Raw genomic sequence first — 16,944 nt, 5'->3', positions numbered from 1 at the left:
AAATAAAAAGAGTTATTTTTCAAAGAATATAAAAATAACTCTTTTTATTTTTATAATTTGCCTGTTCGTTTTTCAAAAGTAAATGTGATAGGAAAATCGGAATGAGAACTATCATTTTTAAATGTTACTTTCCATTCTTTAGTATGGGCTTTAATTTCAAAATTAAGAAGATTCATTGCTCTACGTTTATCTATTTCTAAAAACATATTATGAATTTCCGGTTCTTGCTGTAAATTAAGAGCCTTTAGTGTGACTGTAAATGTGAAAAAATTCTGCCCTTCATATACTATCCTTGCTATTTTTGTTTTTGGTGTATTTAACACTACATAAAAACGGTCTGATTGAATTAATTGTACAGAGTCATCGGTAATTTCATTCTCGCTATTATAAAGTTCAACTAAGAAAGATGTACTACGGGAAGAATCTGTTTTGCTTGTAATATGTAATTCAGTAGGAATCATGGGTATTTCATAAAACTCATTTTTTATTATAGTATTGTAGTCTTCTGAAAATTTACGAACTTCTTTTGGAAAAGAGTCTTCTTCTTGTGTATTTAAAAAGGTTTTATGTTGCTTTGGAAATTTTTTATTAAACTTTAATGTTTCTTTAAAGTAATAATTGGATCCAGTCAAAAATAAACAACTACAAATTAATAAAAAAATTCGATACGGATTTTGAAAGTGAAAGAAAAATAGTATACATGTAATAATTCCAATTACATAGAGAATAAAGATAAGTAGTTCTAGTTTTGAGTGAAAGGAAAAACCATAGTTATGAAAAAATTTCATTCCAGTTATAATTTGAGCTCCAAAAAATAAAGAAATTCCAAATTGAAAAAATAATAAATCAGGCCCTCTTTTAATAACAAAAGTAATGAACGAAATGAAAAGTAAAAATCCCCCTAAATAAATTGTTACATTTAATAATCGATCTAATGTAATCATGAATAGTGTCCCCTTTAATAGCATATTCATATATAAATAACAATTTCTTTTAATTATAATATAACAATAAAATATTTTAAATGTTAGAAGTGTTGAGTTTTATAAATAAACTGTACAGACACAAACAACCTCACGCCTACATACACATAATAAAGACCACTATTTTGGCGGAGGTGAAAGGTTTGAGTCTATTCGCCGCAATTGGATATATGGTTCGAGAAGTGTTTGTCTTTGTTTCTTATGTAAAGAATAATGCGTTCCCGCAGCCGTTATCATCAGATGATGAGAGAAAGTACTTAGAGTTAATGGAGCAAGGTGATGCTCAAGCGAGAAATCTTTTGATTGAACATAATTTACGGCTTGTAGCTCATATCGTTAAAAAATTTGAGAACACAGGAGAAGATGCAGAAGATTTAATTTCAATTGGTACGATCGGGCTCATTAAAGCGATCGAGAGCTATTCTGCAGGAAAGGGAACAAAGCTTGCGACGTATGCAGCACGCTGTATTGAAAATGAAATTTTGATGCATTTACGTGTACTAAAGAAAACGAAAAAAGATGTTTCACTTCATGATCCGATTGGGCAAGATAAAGAGGGCAATGAAATATCGCTTATTGATATATTAAAATCAGAGTCTGAAGATGTAATTGATATGATTCAGCTTAGTATGGAGTTAGAAAAAATTAAAGAGTATATCGATATTTTAGACGAAAGAGAAAAAGAAGTGATTGTGAAACGTTTTGGACTTGGGCTAGATAAGGAGAAAACACAGCGGGAAATCGCTAAGGCGCTTGGTATTTCTAGAAGCTACGTATCAAGGATTGAAAAGCGTGCTTTAATGAAGATGTTCCACGAGTTTGTAAGGGCAGAGAAAGAGAAAAAAGCGAAAGAGTAAAGTGTATTAGAAGCAGCCATATTTTAAAAGGGGCTGCTTTTCTTATTGTAAATAAGAAAAGAAAACGCGTTATGCTAAGAAGAAATACATGTTCACTGTTGAAAATGACGGATTCTATCTGTAATATTAGAAGGTGCTAAATAATTTAAGAATAATACCATACTTAGTTTTCTGTATGTATAATAAGGCTGCTTTATATGATATGTGGGAATAAGAACCAATTTTACATATGATATAGAAAGAAAAGAAGGGAAAACTAAAGTTATAGACTGATTAGGGGGTTTCGCAATTTGCGACGTACATTATATCGACTTATGATAGAACTTACAAATGGTCGCTTTACTTCTTATATATTACGTAAATTTGCACAATCTCGTTTGAGCTCTATCATTATTCCATCGTATGCGAAAGTTTTTCAAATTAATCAAGATGAGATGGAAAAGGGCTTGAAGGAATATAGAACATTGCATGAATTATTTACGCGTAAGCTAAAAGAAGGAAAGCGTAGTATTGATACAGATGCATCGAGTATCGTTAGTCCTGTTGATGGTGTTTTTGCAGATCATGGTCCTATTGAGGATACAAAAACATTTGATATTAAAGGAAAGCGCTATTCAATTGTGGATATGCTAGGTAATGAAGAACGTGCAACGCGATATGCAGGCGGTACATATATGGTAATTTATTTGAGTCCAAGTCACTATCATCGCATTCATAGTCCGCTTTCTGGTTCTGTGACTGAAAGGTTTGTACTCGGTAGAAAATCATATCCGGTAAATGCAGCTGGTATGGAATACGGGAAAGAACCGCTGTCAAAAAATTATCGTTCTGTTACAGAAATAAGCAGTGATGGTGAGCATATGGCTCTTGTAAAAGTAGGTGCCATGTTTGTTAATAGTATCGAGCTTTTGCATGAGAGAGATACTGTTCAAAAAGGTGAAGAAATGGCATACTTTACATTTGGTTCAACAGTTGTGTTATTGTTTGAAAAAGATATGATAGAAGTAGTGCAGGAATTAAAGAGTGGACAAGAGCTTCGTCTTGGTGAAAAAATAGCTACTCGATTAGCTCATAAATAAAGAAAAGCTTTTATAACCGTAAGTAAGAGTTATGGGCAAAGATACTTAATGATGAAATCCCCTAGATGGGAGTACTTGTTTATTCGAGAGCCATCGTAGGATGGCTCTTTTTACAGGGCATCCAATAATTTATCCTGTAACTGTTTGATTGGTACGGGCTAATTAAACCTTTCACTTTATATGTAATCAAGAAGATTTGACAAGCTTGTCCTCTAATGAGCGTCTAATGATTTCTTGTTTTATAAGTAAAATGAAGTCGGGATTTAATTTTAGTTCTTTTGCTTTATAATAAGACTCAGTGAGTAACTCAGTGGATAACTGTTCCATATGTTTTGTTTTCAAGGTGAGTCACCTCCTAATAATATAAGGATTGATTCGTTGATGCATTTAATGTACCAAAAAAATATGACAGTCACAAACGGGTGGTTATCCACATACCTAGGTGGATAAAGTGTGTATAGTTTGTTAGTAAATTCCAAATTAACTGAAAAATTAATGTGGAAAATGTGTACAATTTTATCCACAGGTTATATATCGAAAAATGTTGTCGAAAAATTTTATGAAAAATCCTCAAAGAGGTGAAAGAAATTGAAACTATTTTTACCAAATGAATATGTGAAAAATGTATATCATGTTCAACCAGAAGATTTAAAAAAACGTGGGATTAAAGGTGTTATTACTGATTTAGATAACACTTTAATTGAATGGGATCGTCCAAATGCAACCCCGCAACTTGAAAAATGGTTCTTGAAAATGAAAGAGCACGGCATCCAAGTAACGGTTGTTTCAAATAATAATGAGCAACGTGTAAAAGATTTTGCTGACCCATTAGGCATTCCATTTATTCATAGTGCACGTAAACCATTTGTTCGAGCGTTTAAGCGTGCGATACAAGAGATGCGTTTACAGGCAGAGGAAGTTGTGGTAATTGGAGATCAGTTACTGACTGACGTGCTTGGTGGAAACCGAGTAGGGCTTCATACAATTTTAGTTGTACCGGTAGCACAAACGGACGGATTAGTGACGCGCTTTAATCGAAAAATTGAACGCAGAATTATGAAAAATATGAAGAAAAAAGGTTTAATTAACTGGGAGGAATAAAGTTTGACTGAAACAATTAAATGTATTGGTTGCGGTGTAGAAATTCAAACAGAAAATAAAAACGAAGTGGGGTATGCTCCTACCTCATCTTTAGAGAAAGAACAAGTTATTTGTCAACGTTGTTTTCGCTTGAAGCATTACAATGAAATTCAAGATGTATCGTTAACAGATGATGATTTCCTACGCATTTTAAATGGAATTGGAAAATCAGATGCATTAGTAGTCAAAATTGTAGATATTTTTGATTTTAATGGTAGCTGGTTACCTGGTTTACATCGTTTCGTAGGAAATAATAAAGTATTACTTGTTGGAAATAAAGCTGATTTAATTCCAAAGTCAGTAAAACATGATAAAGTAAAGCATTGGATGCGCTATAGTGCAAAGCAACTAGGATTAAAACCAGAAGATGTCTTTTTAATTAGTGCAGCGAAGGGACAAGGAATTGCTGAACTAGCAGATGCTATTGAGTATTATCGCGGCGGCAAAGATGTTTACGTTGTTGGATGTACGAATGTAGGGAAATCGACATTTATTAATCGTATGATTAAAGAATTTAGTGATGAGACTGAAAATGTAATTACAACATCTCATTTCCCAGGAACAACACTTGATTTAATTGATATTCCATTAGACGAAGAATCTTCTTTATATGATACGCCAGGTATTATTAACCACCACCAAATGGCTCATTATGTTGGAAAGCAAAGCTTAAAGCTTATTACACCAACAAAAGAAATTAAGCCGATGGTATTCCAATTAAACGAAGAACAAACGTTATTCTTTAGTGGATTGGCACGTTTTGATTATGTAAGTGGTGGTCGTCGTGCGTTTACTTGTCACTTCTCGAATCGCTTAACAATTCATCGTACAAAGCTTGAGAAAGCAGATGAATTATATAAAAATCATGCTGGGGATTTACTAAGCCCACCAACGCCAGAAGAATTAGCAAATATGCCTGAGCTAGTGAAATACGAATTTAATATTCGTGAACCTAAAACGGATGTTGTATTCTCTGGATTAGGATGGGTTACTGTGAACGAACCAGGAGCAAAAATTGTTGCACACGTACCAAAAGGAGTAAGTGTTTCACTACGTAAATCTTTAATTTAATATGGAGAGGGATTTATGAAACAATTATATGGTGTAATCGGAAATCCAATTGGACATTCATTATCACCCGTTATGCATAACAATGCATTTGAACACTTGAATATGGATGCCCATTATCATGCGTTTCTTGTTGAAGAGGAAGTGCTAGGGGAAGCAGTAAGAGGTTTAAAAGCATTAGGTATTTCAGGATTTAATGTAACAACTCCGCACAAGGTTGCTATTATGGAGTATTTGGATGAGATTGACCCATTGGCAAGGAAAATCGGTGCAGTAAATACAGTGGTTCATAAGAATGGAAGGTTAATTGGCTACAACACAGATGGGATTGGTTTTGTTCGAGCGTTGCAGTCAATTAGTCATGAACCACTTCAAGGGAAACGTATTTTGTTACTTGGTGCAGGTGGTGCTAGCCGAGCTATTTATTTTTCTCTTGCTGATGTAGGTGTAAAAGAGATTGATGTAGCCAATCGTACAGTAGATAAGGCGAAAGAACTTATTGCTGCACGTACGGCCGATGTTAATTCTGTTGCTTTGTCGTTAGAAAAAGCGACAGAAGAACAAGGGAATTATGATATTATCATTCAGACGACAACAATAGGTATGCATCCACACGTCGAACATACGCCATTACAAATTTGTTCGTTAAAAAAAGGAACGATTGTATCAGATATAATTTATAATCCATTTGAAACGAAAATTTTATGTGAGGCAAAAGAGCAAGGTGCAATCATTCAAAATGGTATTGATATGTTTGTGTATCAAGGAGCACTTGCATTTGAAATGTGGACAGGAAGTGTACCGAATATCGGGAGAATGAAACAATTAGTTATAGAAAAGCTTGGAGGCTAACATATATGTTAACAGGAAAACAAAAAAGATTTTTACGTGCACAAGCACATCATTTAACACCAATTTTTCAAGTAGGAAAAGGCGGAGTAAATGAAAATATGATTAAACAAATCGCAGATACTTTAGAAGCTCGTGAGTTATTTAAAGTAAGTGTATTACAAAACTGTGAATTTGATCGCCGTGAGGTTGCGGAAGAACTTGCAAAAGGTGCACGTGCTGAGATCGTTCAAGTAATTGGAAGCACAATCGTTTTATACAAAGAATCAAGAGAAAATAAACAAATTAAGCTTCCTCGATAAAAAGATTAGCATGCGCTATTTTTATCGCTGATGCGTAATGATGTAGAGAGCGAAACCAATTGAACTTTTATTAATAGCAACTCTCTTCATTCCTAACCAAGGAGAGTTGCTGTATGTAAAAGGAAGGGGCGTTTCTTTTGAGGAAAATTGGCATCATTGGCGGTACATTTGATCCGCCTCACTATGGACATTTGCTAATTGCAAATGAAGTATATCACGCTTTGGATTTGGAAGAAGTATGGTTCTTGCCAAACCAGATTCCGCCACATAAACAAGGACGTAATATTACAAGTATAGAAAGACGTTTACATATGTTAGAGCTCGCGACTGAGGCAGAAGAACACTTTTCTATTTGTTTAGAAGAGTTAAGCAGGAAGGGCCCATCTTATACGTATGACACTATGTTGCAATTGACGAAGAAGTATCCGGATGTGCAGTTTCACTTTATTATTGGTGGGGATATGGTTGAGTATTTACCGAAGTGGTATAACATTGAAGCTTTACTTAATCTTGTAACGTTTGTTGGAGTTGCGAGACCTGGGTACACATTGCATACGCCGTATCAGATTACTACAGTGGAAATTCCGGAATTTGCAGTTTCTTCATCCTTATTACGTGAGAGATATAAGGAGAAGAAAACGTGTAAATACTTACTTCCTGAAAAAGTACAGGTATATATCGAGAGGAATGGGTTGTATGAATCGTGAGAATGCACTTCATATTGTTAAACAACAAATGCATGAAAAACGTTATACACACACAATTGGTGTAATGGAGACAGCGATTGAGCTGGCTAAGTTATACGGTGTGGACGAGAAAAAAGCAGAGATGGCAGCTATATTCCATGATTATGCGAAATGTAGAGCGATTTCAGAGATGGAAGAGATTATTAAACGTGAAGATTTGCCGAAAGATTTACTTTGCTATAATAAAGAGTTGTGGCATGCGCCTGTTGGGGCATACTTAGTAGAAAAAGAGGTAGGCATTACGGATTCTGAAATTTTGCAAGCTATTACATATCATACAAGTGGTCATGAGAACATGACAATGTTAGATAAAGTGATTTATGTAGCTGATTACATTGAGCCAGGGCGAAAGTTTCCAGGTGTGGAAGAGGCTCGTAAACTCGCATATACGGATATAAATCAAGCTTTATTATTTGCGTTAAAGAAAACAATTCAATTTTTAATGGAAAAAAATCAGACGATTTATCCATTAACATTCCAAACATACAATGCAGTTATCAAGGAGGAAATGAGTAAATGAACGATAAAGATTTATTAGTATTAGCGGCAAAAGCAGCTGATGATAAAAGAGCAGAAGATATGGTTGTCCTAAATATGCAAGGTATTTCACCAATTGCAGATTATTTCATTATTTGTCACGGTAATTCAGATAAACAAGTGCAAGCAATTGCACGTGAAATTAAATCAAAAGCACATGAGTTCCAAATCGACGTACAACGTATGGAAGGTTTTGACGAAGCACGTTGGGTATTAGTTGATCTTGGAGATGTAGTTGCTCATGTATTCCATAAAGATGAGCGTAATCACTATAATTTAGAGCGTTTATGGGGCGATGTGCCACGTGAAGATATTACAGAAGAGCTAGGCCAATGAAATACGAACAATTTGCATTGTTGTACGACGAACTAATGAATGATGTCCCTTATGATAAATGGGTAGAATTCACAGAGGAAAGCCTGCAGCAAGCAGATATGAAAGAGGCAAAAATTCTTGATGTAGCATGCGGTACGGGTAATGTAACCCTTCCGCTTGTGCAAAAGGGTTACGATTTAATAGGTGTCGATCTTTCAGAAGAAATGTTAACAGTCGCTCAGCAAAAACTGGGAGCAGAGGGATACTTTATTCCTTTTTATCAACAAGACATGCGAGAGCTTGATGTTCCAGGTGAGTTTGATTGTGTAACCATCTTTTGTGATTCATTAAATTATGTATTGCAAGAAGATGGAGTGCAAGAAACATTTAGAAGAGTATTTCACCATTTACGCCAAGATGGCTTGTTTTTATTTGATGTACATTCTTTATATAAAATACATCATGTATTTCAAAATGAAACGTATACAGTGAATGGAGAAGAAATATCTCTTATTTGGAATTGCTTCCCTGGTGAAGAATCAAATAGTGTAGAGCATGATTTAACATTCTTTGTTCAAGATCCAGAAGAAGATGTGTACCATCGGTTTGACGAATGTCACGTGCAACGTGCATATCAAGTGGAAGAGTTAACGAAATGGCTTGAAGAAGCAGGTTTTACAGTGCTTCGTGTAACAGGTGATTTTGAGCGACTTGAAGTTACAGAACAAACAGAGCGTATTTTCTTCATGGCGAAGAAAAACGGATAAAGTGAAACTTTAATCAGCGGGGTACGAAGCTCCCCGCTGATTATTAGTTGAACCAATCGGGCTTTTACGGGCAGCCCGACCCCCTCCTAACTTCTTTGCTTTCGCTGAGTTTTAAGGTGGGGATCTTACTGGCCGTTAATGCTTGATAAAACAAAAGCAACCGAGAAGGTTGCTTTTGTTTTATAAAGAAGATGTATTTTTAGTTCTAGCATAATCTGAAGATCGTATGCGTAAAGTGTGGGAATAGTAGTTGAAGTGAAAATGTATTGTAAAAAAGTAATTATTTATAAAAAGGATTTGGAATGTAAATGACGTATTTATTATGTGTGTTTATTGAATTGCTGATCAACGCATTCTAAATCTTCATCAAATTTTTCATGTGTTCGCTCGATTAACTTATGGAACATATCTCCAACGTGTTCTTCTAAAACCCGAATGCCTTCCCCAGTAACGCCGCCTTTCACGCAAACCTTTTCTTGTAAGGTAGGTAATGTGAAGATTTCTTTTTCAAGTAATTTCCCCATCCCCACGACCATTTCACTTACTAAAGTAGTAGCCTCTTCGTGTGTAATATTTGTTTTATCTACAGCAGCGTTAATGAAGCATTGTAGTAAATAACTAAAGAAAGCAGGACCGCAACTTGCTATATCAGATGAAACGCGCGTTATATCTTCTTCTATTACAAGAGGTGTAGAAATGTTTTTGAATAGACGAAGTAATTTTTGTTGCCATTCTTCAGAGCAATTATCTCCAAATGTAAATAGTGAGGCGCCAGAGAGGGCGCGGTTTGTGATACTTGGAATGATACGCGCGACGTGACAAGGTACGAGAGTCTCTAATTGTGATGGAGATATTGGACTCGTAATAGAAACTAAGCACGTTTCATCAGAAAAATGTTCAGCGTATTTTTTTAGGATAGGGTATATATCTATCGGCTTAACGCAAATAAAAATAAGTTGTGATTGTTCGATTACTTCCGGGATTGTTTTTGCTATATGAACAGAAGGGTATTTTTCTTTTATATGATATGCTTTGGCAGGCGTCCGATTAATGATTGTAAGGCACGAAGGTTTGACAGCACGGGTTTCTAAAAATGCATCGATTAGTATATTCCCCATGTTTCCTGTCCCTATAATTCCTATGTTCAAAGTTTCATCCCTCCTTCGTAACAGCTTTCTCCTAAACAATATGAATGATGTTATAAATTTATGATTAGAGGTGTAAAATGATGTGGGATTTTCCGAAAAAGTGGTTAGGTTTAGTAGCTATTATTGGAACTTTACTTTTTCTTGTTTTTTGGAAAACGAATCAGAGTGTAGAACGAACGCCTATTACAATGAATGTGCAAGAGAAGGAGATAGAAAAAAAGGGTAAACCGAAAATATCGGATACAAAGGAACAGAAAAGAACAATTATAATTGATGTGAAAGGAGCGGTTAATAAAGAAGGGGTATATGAAATGAAGGAAGGAGATCGCGTAAAGGATGCGGTTCAAAAGGCTGGTGGTTTTTTATCAGAAGTAGATATCAAAAAAGTGAATTTAGCACAAATTGTACAAGATCAAATGCTTCTTTATATACCGAGTAAAAATGAGTCAGAACAAGGGATGTTTACTTCTTCTAAGGAAGATGGCAAGATTCGAATAAATACAGCAGCGAAGGAGCAATTGGAAAAGATTACAGGAATTGGCTCTCGAAAGGCAGAAAGTATTTTGAAATATCGAGAAGAACATGGTCCGTTTCAGAAAATAGAAGATTTATTAGAGATTGATGGGATTGGTGCGAAGTCTCTTGAAAAGATAAAAGATCAAATTATTATTCCGTAAAAGATTGACGAAGTTTTTCTTCTTTCGCTACACTACAAGTAGACAAAAAAGTAGGTGAAAAATATGGAACGAATTTCATGGGATCAATATTTTATGACGCAAAGCCATCTACTATCGTTACGTAGTACATGTACAAGGCTTGCGGTAGGAGCGACAATCGTTCGCGATAAACGAATTATTGCTGGTGGATATAATGGTTCGATTAAAGGTGGCGTACATTGTATAGATGATGGTTGTTACGTAATCGATAATCATTGTGTTCGGACAATTCATGCCGAAATGAATGCTTTATTACAATGTGCCAAGTTTGGTGCGAAAACAGAGGAAGCAGAAATTTACGTTACGCATTTCCCTTGTTTACAATGTTGTAAGGCAATTATTCAAAGTGGTATTACAGCGGTTTATTATGCGCAGGATTATAAAAATCATCCATACGCCATAGAGTTATTTGAACAAGCGAATGTAACAGTGAAGCACGTTCCGCTAGAATATGATATTGCTGCATTAGAGGAGCAAAAACGTTATACGGAGTTAAAAGAATTATTTGCGTCTTTAGAAAAAGATAATTTATCAATGGAAGAATTACAGCATGTATTCACGAAAGCAAAAATGATGCTATAAGGAGTGAGTATAAGTTGCAGGAACAATGGGGGTATGTTGCAATCTCGTTTATAATAGGGATTGCAATTGCCTTTTCCTCGTCACTTTTATTGATAGTTTTTTGCCTCTTTTTAAATATTTTCTTCTGTTTATATCGCACTTCGCGTAAAACCTTCTTTTTTTGCATTGTAGCGTGCTTTAGTGGCGCTATATACACTTCTTATGTTCAAGGGTGGAATAAGTCTCTAGGAGAGTCCTATGGAGTTACAAGAGGTGTTATACAAAATACACCGCTTGTTAATGGCGATCGCCTATCTTTTCAATTTGAAGATCACAATAAAAATATAGTGCAATTAAGTTATAGAATAAAATCAGCTCTGGAAAAGGAAAAAATGCAACAATTATACGCAGGGATATCATGTGTATTCGAGGGTGAGAGGAAAGAACCACAAACAGCTCGGAATTTTCATGGTTTTAATTACCGTGATTATTTATACAAGCAACATATTCATTTCACATTTGAGGCTACATATATTTCTGAATGCTATAAAACATCACTGTCGCTTATGCAATGGATTCTCCTTTTGAGGCAACAAGCAATCTCGAAAGTTACAGAAATGTTTCCAGAGCAATCAGGTGCTTTTATGAATGCGTTACTATTTGGTGATAGACAACAAATGACGTTTGAAGTGGAAGAGCAATATCAACAGTTTGGTCTTATACATTTGTTAGCAATTTCAGGTTCGCACATTGTATTGTTAATGGGGATAGTATATTTTATTTTGCTAAGAAGTGGTGCGACGAGGGAGGTAGCAACAATTTGCCTTATCGTCTGTATTCCTTTGTATATGGTTTTAGCAGGGGCGTCACCATCTGTTATAAGGGCTTCTATAGCAGGAGTTTTGATGTTGATTGCTTTTATGTGCTCGATTCGTTTATCTAGTTTAGATGCTTTAAGTGTAACAGCTATATGTATGCTTATATATGACCCTTATCTTGTTTTTAATATTGGATTTCAGTTTTCTTTTGTAGGTAGCTTCGCTTTACTTTTGTCTGCTCCGTTCTTATTAGGGAGTAGCAACGGAGTAATCCGAAATTCTATTTATATTTCTATCATTTCACAGCTCGTTAGTACTCCGATCTTGTTATATCACTTTGGTTATTTTTCTCCATATAGCATTTTCCTCAATCTTTTATACGTTCCGTTTTTATCTATCATTGTATTACCATGTAGCATTATTATTTTACTGTGTATGCCAATTGTCCCGTTTCTCGCAAAAGGATTTGCGGATGTGTTATCAATAGGCTTGAGTATGTCTAATGTTCTTCTAAGTTATTGTGAAAGTTTACCATTTAACCAGCTTATTTTCGGGAAAACGTCCTTCAATCTTGTAGCTGTATATTGCACGAGTATTGTCAGTATATTGATAGTTTGGGAAAGGAGAGCGCCGAAAAAAATGGTTTGTATAGTTGTGAGTATATTTCTTTTTATTAGCACGTGTCATTATGTATATCCATATTTTAGAGGAAGCGGAAGTGTAACATTTATTGATGTTGGACAAGGTGATGCAATATTAATTCGCCTTCCGTATGATAAAGGGGTTTATCTTATTGATACAGGTGGAACGCTTCGTGTCAATAAGGAAGAGTGGCAACAAAAAAAGCATGAATTTTCTGTTGGAACTGATGTTTTAATACCCTATTTACAAAAAGAAGGTATTAAAACAATTGATAAATTAATCGTAACGCATGGAGATGCAGATCATATAGGTGCTGCGCAAGAATTATTATCATATATACCTGTAAAAGAAGTTGTATTTGGCCGGAAGGGAAAAGATGCAGTATTAGAAAAAGTAGTAAAGAAACAGGCATTAGAAAAGGAAATGAAAATAACTGAAGTGGGGGAAGGGGAAAGTTGGAGTGTAAATGAAGCTGAGTTTTTCGTTTTAGCTCCAAAAGGAAAAGAAAAAAGTGAAAATAATGCTTCAATTGTAATATGGGCAAAATTTGGAGGATTGACGTGGCTATTTACAGGCGATTTAGAAGAAGAAGGAGAGCAGTTTTTAGTATCTGCGTATCCAGATTTGCGAGTGGATGTTTTAAAAGTTGCTCATCATGGAAGTAATACGTCATCTATAGAGTCTTTTTTGAACGTTATACAGCCCCGTGTAGCGATTATATCTGTTGGTAAGCAGAATAGATATGGACACCCGCATAAAGAAGTAATAGAACGTTTGGGGAAGATGGGGAGTGCGATATGGCGCACGGACAAGCAAGGTGCTATTTCCTATGTTTTTAAAGGGGAAAATGGAACCTTTCAAAGTAAAATCACATATGATAAGACATATAATAGGTGAAAAAGAGAAGACTGCCATGAAGTGGCAGTCTTTAAGAACCGATAAATTTAATAACAGTTGCAATGATGAAAAGTGTTGCGAAAAAACCAAATGAGACGATAAATCCTACCCCTGAATCAATAGCGTCATTGCGTTTACTTTGAACGTTTTGTTCAAAATCATTCATTTAGAATCCCTCCCCAACATTCCACTTTAGTATAAAATATTGTCAGAAAAAAATCTACAATTTCAATGTGAAGAGAAAATGAGCTTTTTGCGAATTTTAGATTATGAAGTAACGTGAGTTTTTTGTTTCCAAGCATGTTAACAGTTGGCACTTATACTGGAATTTTTATTGTGAATAATAAAGGGAAGGTGATTACCGCACACCAATAAGAAACCCGGGGCTTATTGCGTGGCGTTTAATATAAATAAAGGGACGGGTTATAAAGCCTGTTCCTTTGTACTTGTAAAACAAAAGCTAGGGCATTAGTATAAATATATATTGCCAAGTTAGGGAGTAGGAAAAAGTATGAGTGATATACATAAAAAAATTAAAAAGAAACAGTTTGCTCCGTTATATTTACTATATGGGACGGAAGCTTTTTTTATAAATGAAACGATAAAGCTTATTACGACAGAAGCACTTGAAGAAGAAGATCGAGAGTTTAATGTTGTGACATACGATTTGGAAGAAGCGTATTTAGAAGATGTGGTTGAGGATGCGCGTACGCTTCCTTTCTTTGGAGAGCGGAAAGTACTGTTAATAAAATCACCGCTATTTTTGACTTCGCAAAAAGAAAAGTTAGAGCAAAATATAAAAATTTTAGAAGAATACATTGGTGAACCTTCTCCATTTTCTATTCTTGTTTTTGTTGCGCCTTACGAAAAACTTGATGAGCGAAAAAAAAATACAAAACTATTAAAGAAAACAGCAGATGTAGTAGAAGCGAATGCGATGCAAGTGCAGGATGTTCAGAAGTGGATTGTTGCTCGAGCAGATGAAGTGCATGTGCACATTGATAACGCGGCTGTTAGTTTGTTGCTAGAGCTTGTGGGAAGTAATGTAACGATGTTGGCGAAGGAAATGGACAAGTTAACGTTATACGTTGGTATGGGCGGAGAGATTACGACGAAACTTGTTGCAGAGCTTGTGCCAAAATCAGTTGAGCAAAATGTATTTGCTTTGACAGAAAAAGTGGTGAAAAAAGATATTGCAGGTGCAATGCAAATTTTGGATGGATTATTTACGCAGCAGGAAGAACCGATTAAATTGCTTGCGTTATTAGTGAGTCAATTCCGTTTGTTGTATCAAGTGAAAGAGTTACAGCAACGTGGTTATGGGCAAAATCAAATTGCATCTCATATTGGTGTACATCCGTATCGTGTAAAATTGGCGATGAATCAAACGAAATTTTTCTCTTTTGAAGAATTAAAAAAAGTGATTATAGAATTAGCGGAAGCTGATTATAGTATGAAGACGGGAAAGATGGATAAGAAACTTGTGCTCGAGTTTTTCTTAATGCGATTAAATCATATGTGATGACACAAAAAAAGTTCATGTACCTAGTGCATGAACTTTTTTTGTATATAAAAAAACGATCCAAATGGATCGTTTTTTAAACGCCTTACGCGTTTACTTGTTTCGCTAAGCGAGATTTTTGACGAGATGCAGCGTTTTGGTGGATAAGACCTTTACGAGCTGCTTTGTCAAGTTTTTTAGAAGCAGTTTTGAAAGCTTCTTTAGCATTTTCAAGATCGTTATTAGTAACTAAAGCTTCTACAGTTTTAACAGCAGAACGCATGTCAGACTTGATAGAAGCGTTATGTGCACGACGCTCTTCGCTAAGTTTAGCGCGTTTGATAGCAGATTTGATGTTTGCCATACTTTTCACCTCCCTGGTGCAATCGAATGACTCGATTCTTACATAGAACAAGTGATATTCTATCAAACGGTGAAGAGAATTGCAATAGTATATCCATGAAATTTCACGTAAAGGAAAGAATGACCTTATATAACTTTGGGAAATCTAACGATATTTACTATGAATTACGGAGGAGATACGATGAAAGAACCATTGGATTTAAGTAAATATAGCGTTAGAACTGACCTTGCTGTAGAAGCTCATCAAATGTTGCAAGAAAGCCAAGAAGAACAAAAAGGGATACAGGGGGTAATTGTAAAAGAGAGGGAAGAAGAAGGTACTATAATTACAAAAGTAACAATTGATGAAGCTGCCTCTGAAGCGATGGGTAAAAAACCTGGAAATTATTTAACGCTTGAAGTACAAGGTATACGTCAGCAAGATACAGAACTTCAACAAAAAGTGGAGCGTATTTTTGCAAAAGAATTTTCTTATTTCTTAGAAGAGGTTGGTGTTACAAAAGAAGCGAGCTGTTTAATTGTAGGCCTTGGGAATTGGAATGTAACACCGGATGCTCTTGGGCCAATAGTTGTAGAAAATGTATTAGTAACGAGACATTTGTTTCAATTGCAGCCTGAAAGTGTAGAAGAAGGATTCAGACCTGTTAGTGCAATTCGGCCGGGAGTAATGGGGATTACAGGCATCGAAACGAGCGATGTTATTTATGGGATTATTGAGAAGACAAATCCAGACTTTGTAATTGCGATTGACGCATTAGCTGCCCGTTCTATTGAACGAGTAAATAGCACGATACAAATTTCTGATACTGGAATCCATCCTGGATCAGGGGTTGGGAATAAACGTAAGGAACTAAGTAAAGAGACATTAGGTATCCCTGTTATCGCAATTGGTGTTCCGACTGTGGTCGATGCCGTTTCGATTACAAGTGATACGATTGATTTTATTTTGAAACATTTTGGTCGAGAGATGAAAGAAGGAAACAAACCTTCAAGATCTTTGTTACCAGCGGGATTTTCATTTGGAGAAAAGAAAAAATTAACAGAAGAAGATATGCCAGATGAAAAGAGCCGAAATATGTTTTTAGGTGCTGTTGGTACGTTAGAAGAAGAAGAAAAAAGAAGGTTGATTTATGAAGTGCTATCGCCTCTTGGTCATAACTTAATGGTGACCCCAAAAGAAGTAGATACTTTTATTGAGGATATGGCGAATGTAATAGCGAGTGGTTTAAATGCAGCGCTGCATCATCAAATTGATCAAGATAATACGGGAGCGTATACACATTGAGGGAGAAAGATGATAATAGTTTGAGTCGTTTTGCGCTTTTGTGTATATGTAGTGTAGCTTTATGTTTACTTATGATGATAGCAGGAGTGTCACTTGCTAATCATGGTTTGAAAAGTATGAAAGGTTATCGGCAATTGTCGTATGAACAAATAGCTCATATGACAGGGACAGAGAGTACAGGTGCTGAATCAGAAATTTTGGGTAGTTCGTTTTCAGCTTCAGAAAAACAACAACAATTAGAACGTTTAAGAAGTTTTAATGTTGTAGAAGGAATTGGGATGGCGTTAGCAAGTGTAGCTTATGAAATGACGAAGTTCGGAACGGATATAGTTGTTGGGAAAATAAAGGGGATTTTTAGCTAAGAGTAGCA

21 protein-coding genes are annotated in these 16,944 nt (G+C 35.5%); 16 read left to right on the top strand and 5 right to left on the bottom strand.

The features are described from left to right. Nucleotides 1-50: 50 nt before the first annotated feature. The gene (locus tag CN409_RS16630; RefSeq protein ID WP_141527710.1) at nt 51-944 is read right to left on the bottom strand and encodes a hypothetical protein; all 894 of its coding nucleotides are present in this window, start codon (nt 942-944) and stop codon (nt 51-53) included. Between the two features lie 182 nt (nt 945-1,126). Here CN409_RS16630 and sigK point away from each other — a divergent pair, with 182 nt between their 5' ends. Both sigK and CN409_RS16620 read left to right on the top strand, forming a co-directional pair. After that, a complete protein-coding gene (sigK, locus tag CN409_RS16625; RefSeq protein WP_000051382.1) occupies nt 1,127-1,840 on the top strand; it encodes an RNA polymerase sporulation sigma factor SigK in 714 nt (237 codons plus the stop codon). Between the two features lie 290 nt (nt 1,841-2,130). Further along, nucleotides 2,131-2,919, top strand: a complete 789-nt coding sequence (locus CN409_RS16620; RefSeq protein ID WP_001254999.1) for a phosphatidylserine decarboxylase — start codon at nt 2,131-2,133, stop codon at nt 2,917-2,919. Between the two features lie 186 nt (nt 2,920-3,105). On the opposite strand, the gene sda is transcribed toward CN409_RS16620, so the two are convergent. Then, complete coding sequence (gene sda, locus CN409_RS16615; protein ID WP_000850094.1) at nt 3,106-3,261, bottom strand: sporulation histidine kinase inhibitor Sda; 156 nt, start codon at nt 3,259-3,261, stop codon at nt 3,106-3,108. A gap of 246 nt (nt 3,262-3,507) precedes the next feature. On the opposite strand from sda, the gene CN409_RS16610 reads away from it, so the two are divergent. The 8 genes from CN409_RS16610 to CN409_RS16575 all read left to right on the top strand — a co-directional run bounded on the left by CN409_RS16610 (nt 3,508) and on the right by CN409_RS16575 (nt 8,643). Next, nucleotides 3,508-4,020, top strand: coding sequence for a YqeG family HAD IIIA-type phosphatase (locus CN409_RS16610; protein ID WP_000765316.1), 513 nt, complete (start codon nt 3,508-3,510; stop codon nt 4,018-4,020). Between the two features lie 3 nt (nt 4,021-4,023). Further along, nucleotides 4,024-5,130, top strand: a complete 1,107-nt coding sequence (gene yqeH, locus CN409_RS16605) for a ribosome biogenesis GTPase YqeH (RefSeq protein WP_000140807.1) — start codon at nt 4,024-4,026, stop codon at nt 5,128-5,130. 15 nt (nt 5,131-5,145) lie between these two features. Beyond that, on the top strand, nt 5,146-5,979 hold the full coding sequence (aroE, locus tag CN409_RS16600; protein WP_000812105.1) for a shikimate dehydrogenase: 834 nt from the start codon (nt 5,146-5,148) through the stop codon (nt 5,977-5,979). Between the two features lie 5 nt (nt 5,980-5,984). Next, complete coding sequence (yhbY, locus tag CN409_RS16595) at nt 5,985-6,278, top strand: ribosome assembly RNA-binding protein YhbY (protein ID WP_000955224.1); 294 nt, start codon at nt 5,985-5,987, stop codon at nt 6,276-6,278. A gap of 137 nt (nt 6,279-6,415) precedes the next feature. Further along, nucleotides 6,416-6,985, top strand: a complete 570-nt coding sequence (gene nadD / locus CN409_RS16590; protein ID WP_001226031.1) for a nicotinate-nucleotide adenylyltransferase — start codon at nt 6,416-6,418, stop codon at nt 6,983-6,985. Then, nucleotides 6,975-7,544 carry a bis(5'-nucleosyl)-tetraphosphatase (symmetrical) YqeK gene (gene yqeK, locus CN409_RS16585; RefSeq protein WP_001078483.1) on the top strand — a complete coding sequence of 190 codons (570 nt, stop codon included), beginning with the start codon at nt 6,975-6,977 and terminating at the stop codon, nt 7,542-7,544. The genes nadD and yqeK overlap by 11 nt, the downstream gene beginning before the upstream one ends. Continuing rightward, a complete protein-coding gene (rsfS, locus tag CN409_RS16580; protein WP_000998173.1) occupies nt 7,541-7,897 on the top strand; it encodes a ribosome silencing factor in 357 nt (118 codons plus the stop codon). Before yqeK ends, rsfS begins: the two co-directional genes overlap by 4 nt. Next, entirely contained in the window at nt 7,894-8,643 is a 750-nt protein-coding gene (locus CN409_RS16575; RefSeq protein ID WP_000873064.1) for a class I SAM-dependent methyltransferase, read from the top strand. The genes rsfS and CN409_RS16575 overlap by 4 nt, the downstream gene beginning before the upstream one ends. Nucleotides 8,644-8,963: 320 nt before the next feature. Here CN409_RS16575 and comER read toward each other — a convergent pair whose 3' ends face one another. After that, nucleotides 8,964-9,791 carry a late competence protein ComER gene (gene comER / locus CN409_RS16565; RefSeq protein WP_001020554.1) on the bottom strand — a complete coding sequence of 276 codons (828 nt, stop codon included), beginning with the start codon at nt 9,789-9,791 and terminating at the stop codon, nt 8,964-8,966. A 77-nt stretch (nt 9,792-9,868) separates the two neighbouring features. Between comER and CN409_RS16560 the strand changes: the two genes are divergently transcribed. The 3 genes from CN409_RS16560 (at nt 9,869) to CN409_RS16550 (ending at nt 13,425) form a co-directional block, all read left to right on the top strand. Then, complete coding sequence (locus CN409_RS16560) at nt 9,869-10,468, top strand: helix-hairpin-helix domain-containing protein (RefSeq protein WP_000989935.1); 600 nt, start codon at nt 9,869-9,871, stop codon at nt 10,466-10,468. A 63-nt stretch (nt 10,469-10,531) separates the two neighbouring features. Next, complete coding sequence (locus CN409_RS16555; protein ID WP_000439773.1) at nt 10,532-11,089, top strand: ComE operon protein 2; 558 nt, start codon at nt 10,532-10,534, stop codon at nt 11,087-11,089. 14 nt (nt 11,090-11,103) lie between these two features. After that, a complete protein-coding gene (locus CN409_RS16550; protein WP_001157827.1) occupies nt 11,104-13,425 on the top strand; it encodes a DNA internalization-related competence protein ComEC/Rec2 in 2,322 nt (773 codons plus the stop codon). A 31-nt stretch (nt 13,426-13,456) separates the two neighbouring features. Here CN409_RS16550 and CN409_RS16545 read toward each other — a convergent pair whose 3' ends face one another. After that, the gene (locus tag CN409_RS16545) at nt 13,457-13,591 is read right to left on the bottom strand and encodes a YqzM family protein (protein ID WP_000997609.1); all 135 of its coding nucleotides are present in this window, start codon (nt 13,589-13,591) and stop codon (nt 13,457-13,459) included. A gap of 345 nt (nt 13,592-13,936) precedes the next feature. Between CN409_RS16545 and holA the strand changes: the two genes are divergently transcribed. Then, nucleotides 13,937-14,947, top strand: coding sequence for a DNA polymerase III subunit delta (holA, locus tag CN409_RS16540; protein WP_098217809.1), 1,011 nt, complete (start codon nt 13,937-13,939; stop codon nt 14,945-14,947). 85 nt (nt 14,948-15,032) lie between these two features. On the opposite strand, the gene rpsT is transcribed toward holA, so the two are convergent. After that, nucleotides 15,033-15,290: a 30S ribosomal protein S20 gene (gene rpsT, locus CN409_RS16535; RefSeq protein ID WP_001274012.1), complete on the bottom strand. Its 258-nt coding sequence runs from the start codon at nt 15,288-15,290 to the stop codon at nt 15,033-15,035. Between the two features lie 180 nt (nt 15,291-15,470). Between rpsT and gpr the strand changes: the two genes are divergently transcribed. Together gpr and CN409_RS16525 are read left to right on the top strand one after the other, a co-directional pair. Beyond that, a complete protein-coding gene (gene gpr / locus CN409_RS16530) occupies nt 15,471-16,574 on the top strand; it encodes a GPR endopeptidase (RefSeq protein ID WP_000662644.1) in 1,104 nt (367 codons plus the stop codon). Next, nucleotides 16,571-16,936, top strand: a complete 366-nt coding sequence (locus CN409_RS16525; protein ID WP_001207093.1) for a YqxA family protein — start codon at nt 16,571-16,573, stop codon at nt 16,934-16,936. The genes gpr and CN409_RS16525 overlap by 4 nt, the downstream gene beginning before the upstream one ends. The last annotated feature ends 8 nt before the right edge of the window (nt 16,937-16,944 follow it).

The sequence above is a fragment of the Bacillus sp. AFS012607 genome, assembly GCF_002558005.1.
GTDB classification, from domain to species: Bacteria; Bacillota; Bacilli; order Bacillales; family Bacillaceae_G; genus Bacillus_A; species Bacillus_A thuringiensis_S.
This window is presented reverse-complemented; position numbering and strand designations above follow the sequence as displayed.

Coding starts and splice junctions, on each gene's coding strand:
- yhbY (WP_000955224.1), top strand. CDS start 5,985: ATGTTAACAGGAAAACAAAAAAGATTTTTACGTGCACAAGCACATCAT.
- holA (WP_098217809.1), top strand. CDS start 13,937: ATGAGTGATATACATAAAAAAATTAAAAAGAAACAGTTTGCTCCGTTA.
- CN409_RS16575 (WP_000873064.1), top strand. CDS start 7,894: ATGAAATACGAACAATTTGCATTGTTGTACGACGAACTAATGAATGAT.
- gpr (WP_000662644.1), top strand. CDS start 15,471: ATGAAAGAACCATTGGATTTAAGTAAATATAGCGTTAGAACTGACCTT.
- yqeK (WP_001078483.1), top strand. CDS start 6,975: ATGAATCGTGAGAATGCACTTCATATTGTTAAACAACAAATGCATGAA.
- CN409_RS16630 (WP_141527710.1), bottom strand. CDS start 944: ATGATTACATTAGATCGATTATTAAATGTAACAATTTATTTAGGGGGA.
- CN409_RS16555 (WP_000439773.1), top strand. CDS start 10,532: ATGGAACGAATTTCATGGGATCAATATTTTATGACGCAAAGCCATCTA.
- aroE (WP_000812105.1), top strand. CDS start 5,146: ATGAAACAATTATATGGTGTAATCGGAAATCCAATTGGACATTCATTA.
- rsfS (WP_000998173.1), top strand. CDS start 7,541: ATGAACGATAAAGATTTATTAGTATTAGCGGCAAAAGCAGCTGATGAT.
- rpsT (WP_001274012.1), bottom strand. CDS start 15,290: ATGGCAAACATCAAATCTGCTATCAAACGCGCTAAACTTAGCGAAGAG.
- CN409_RS16545 (WP_000997609.1), bottom strand. CDS start 13,591: ATGAATGATTTTGAACAAAACGTTCAAAGTAAACGCAATGACGCTATT.
- CN409_RS16560 (WP_000989935.1), top strand. CDS start 9,869: ATGATGTGGGATTTTCCGAAAAAGTGGTTAGGTTTAGTAGCTATTATT.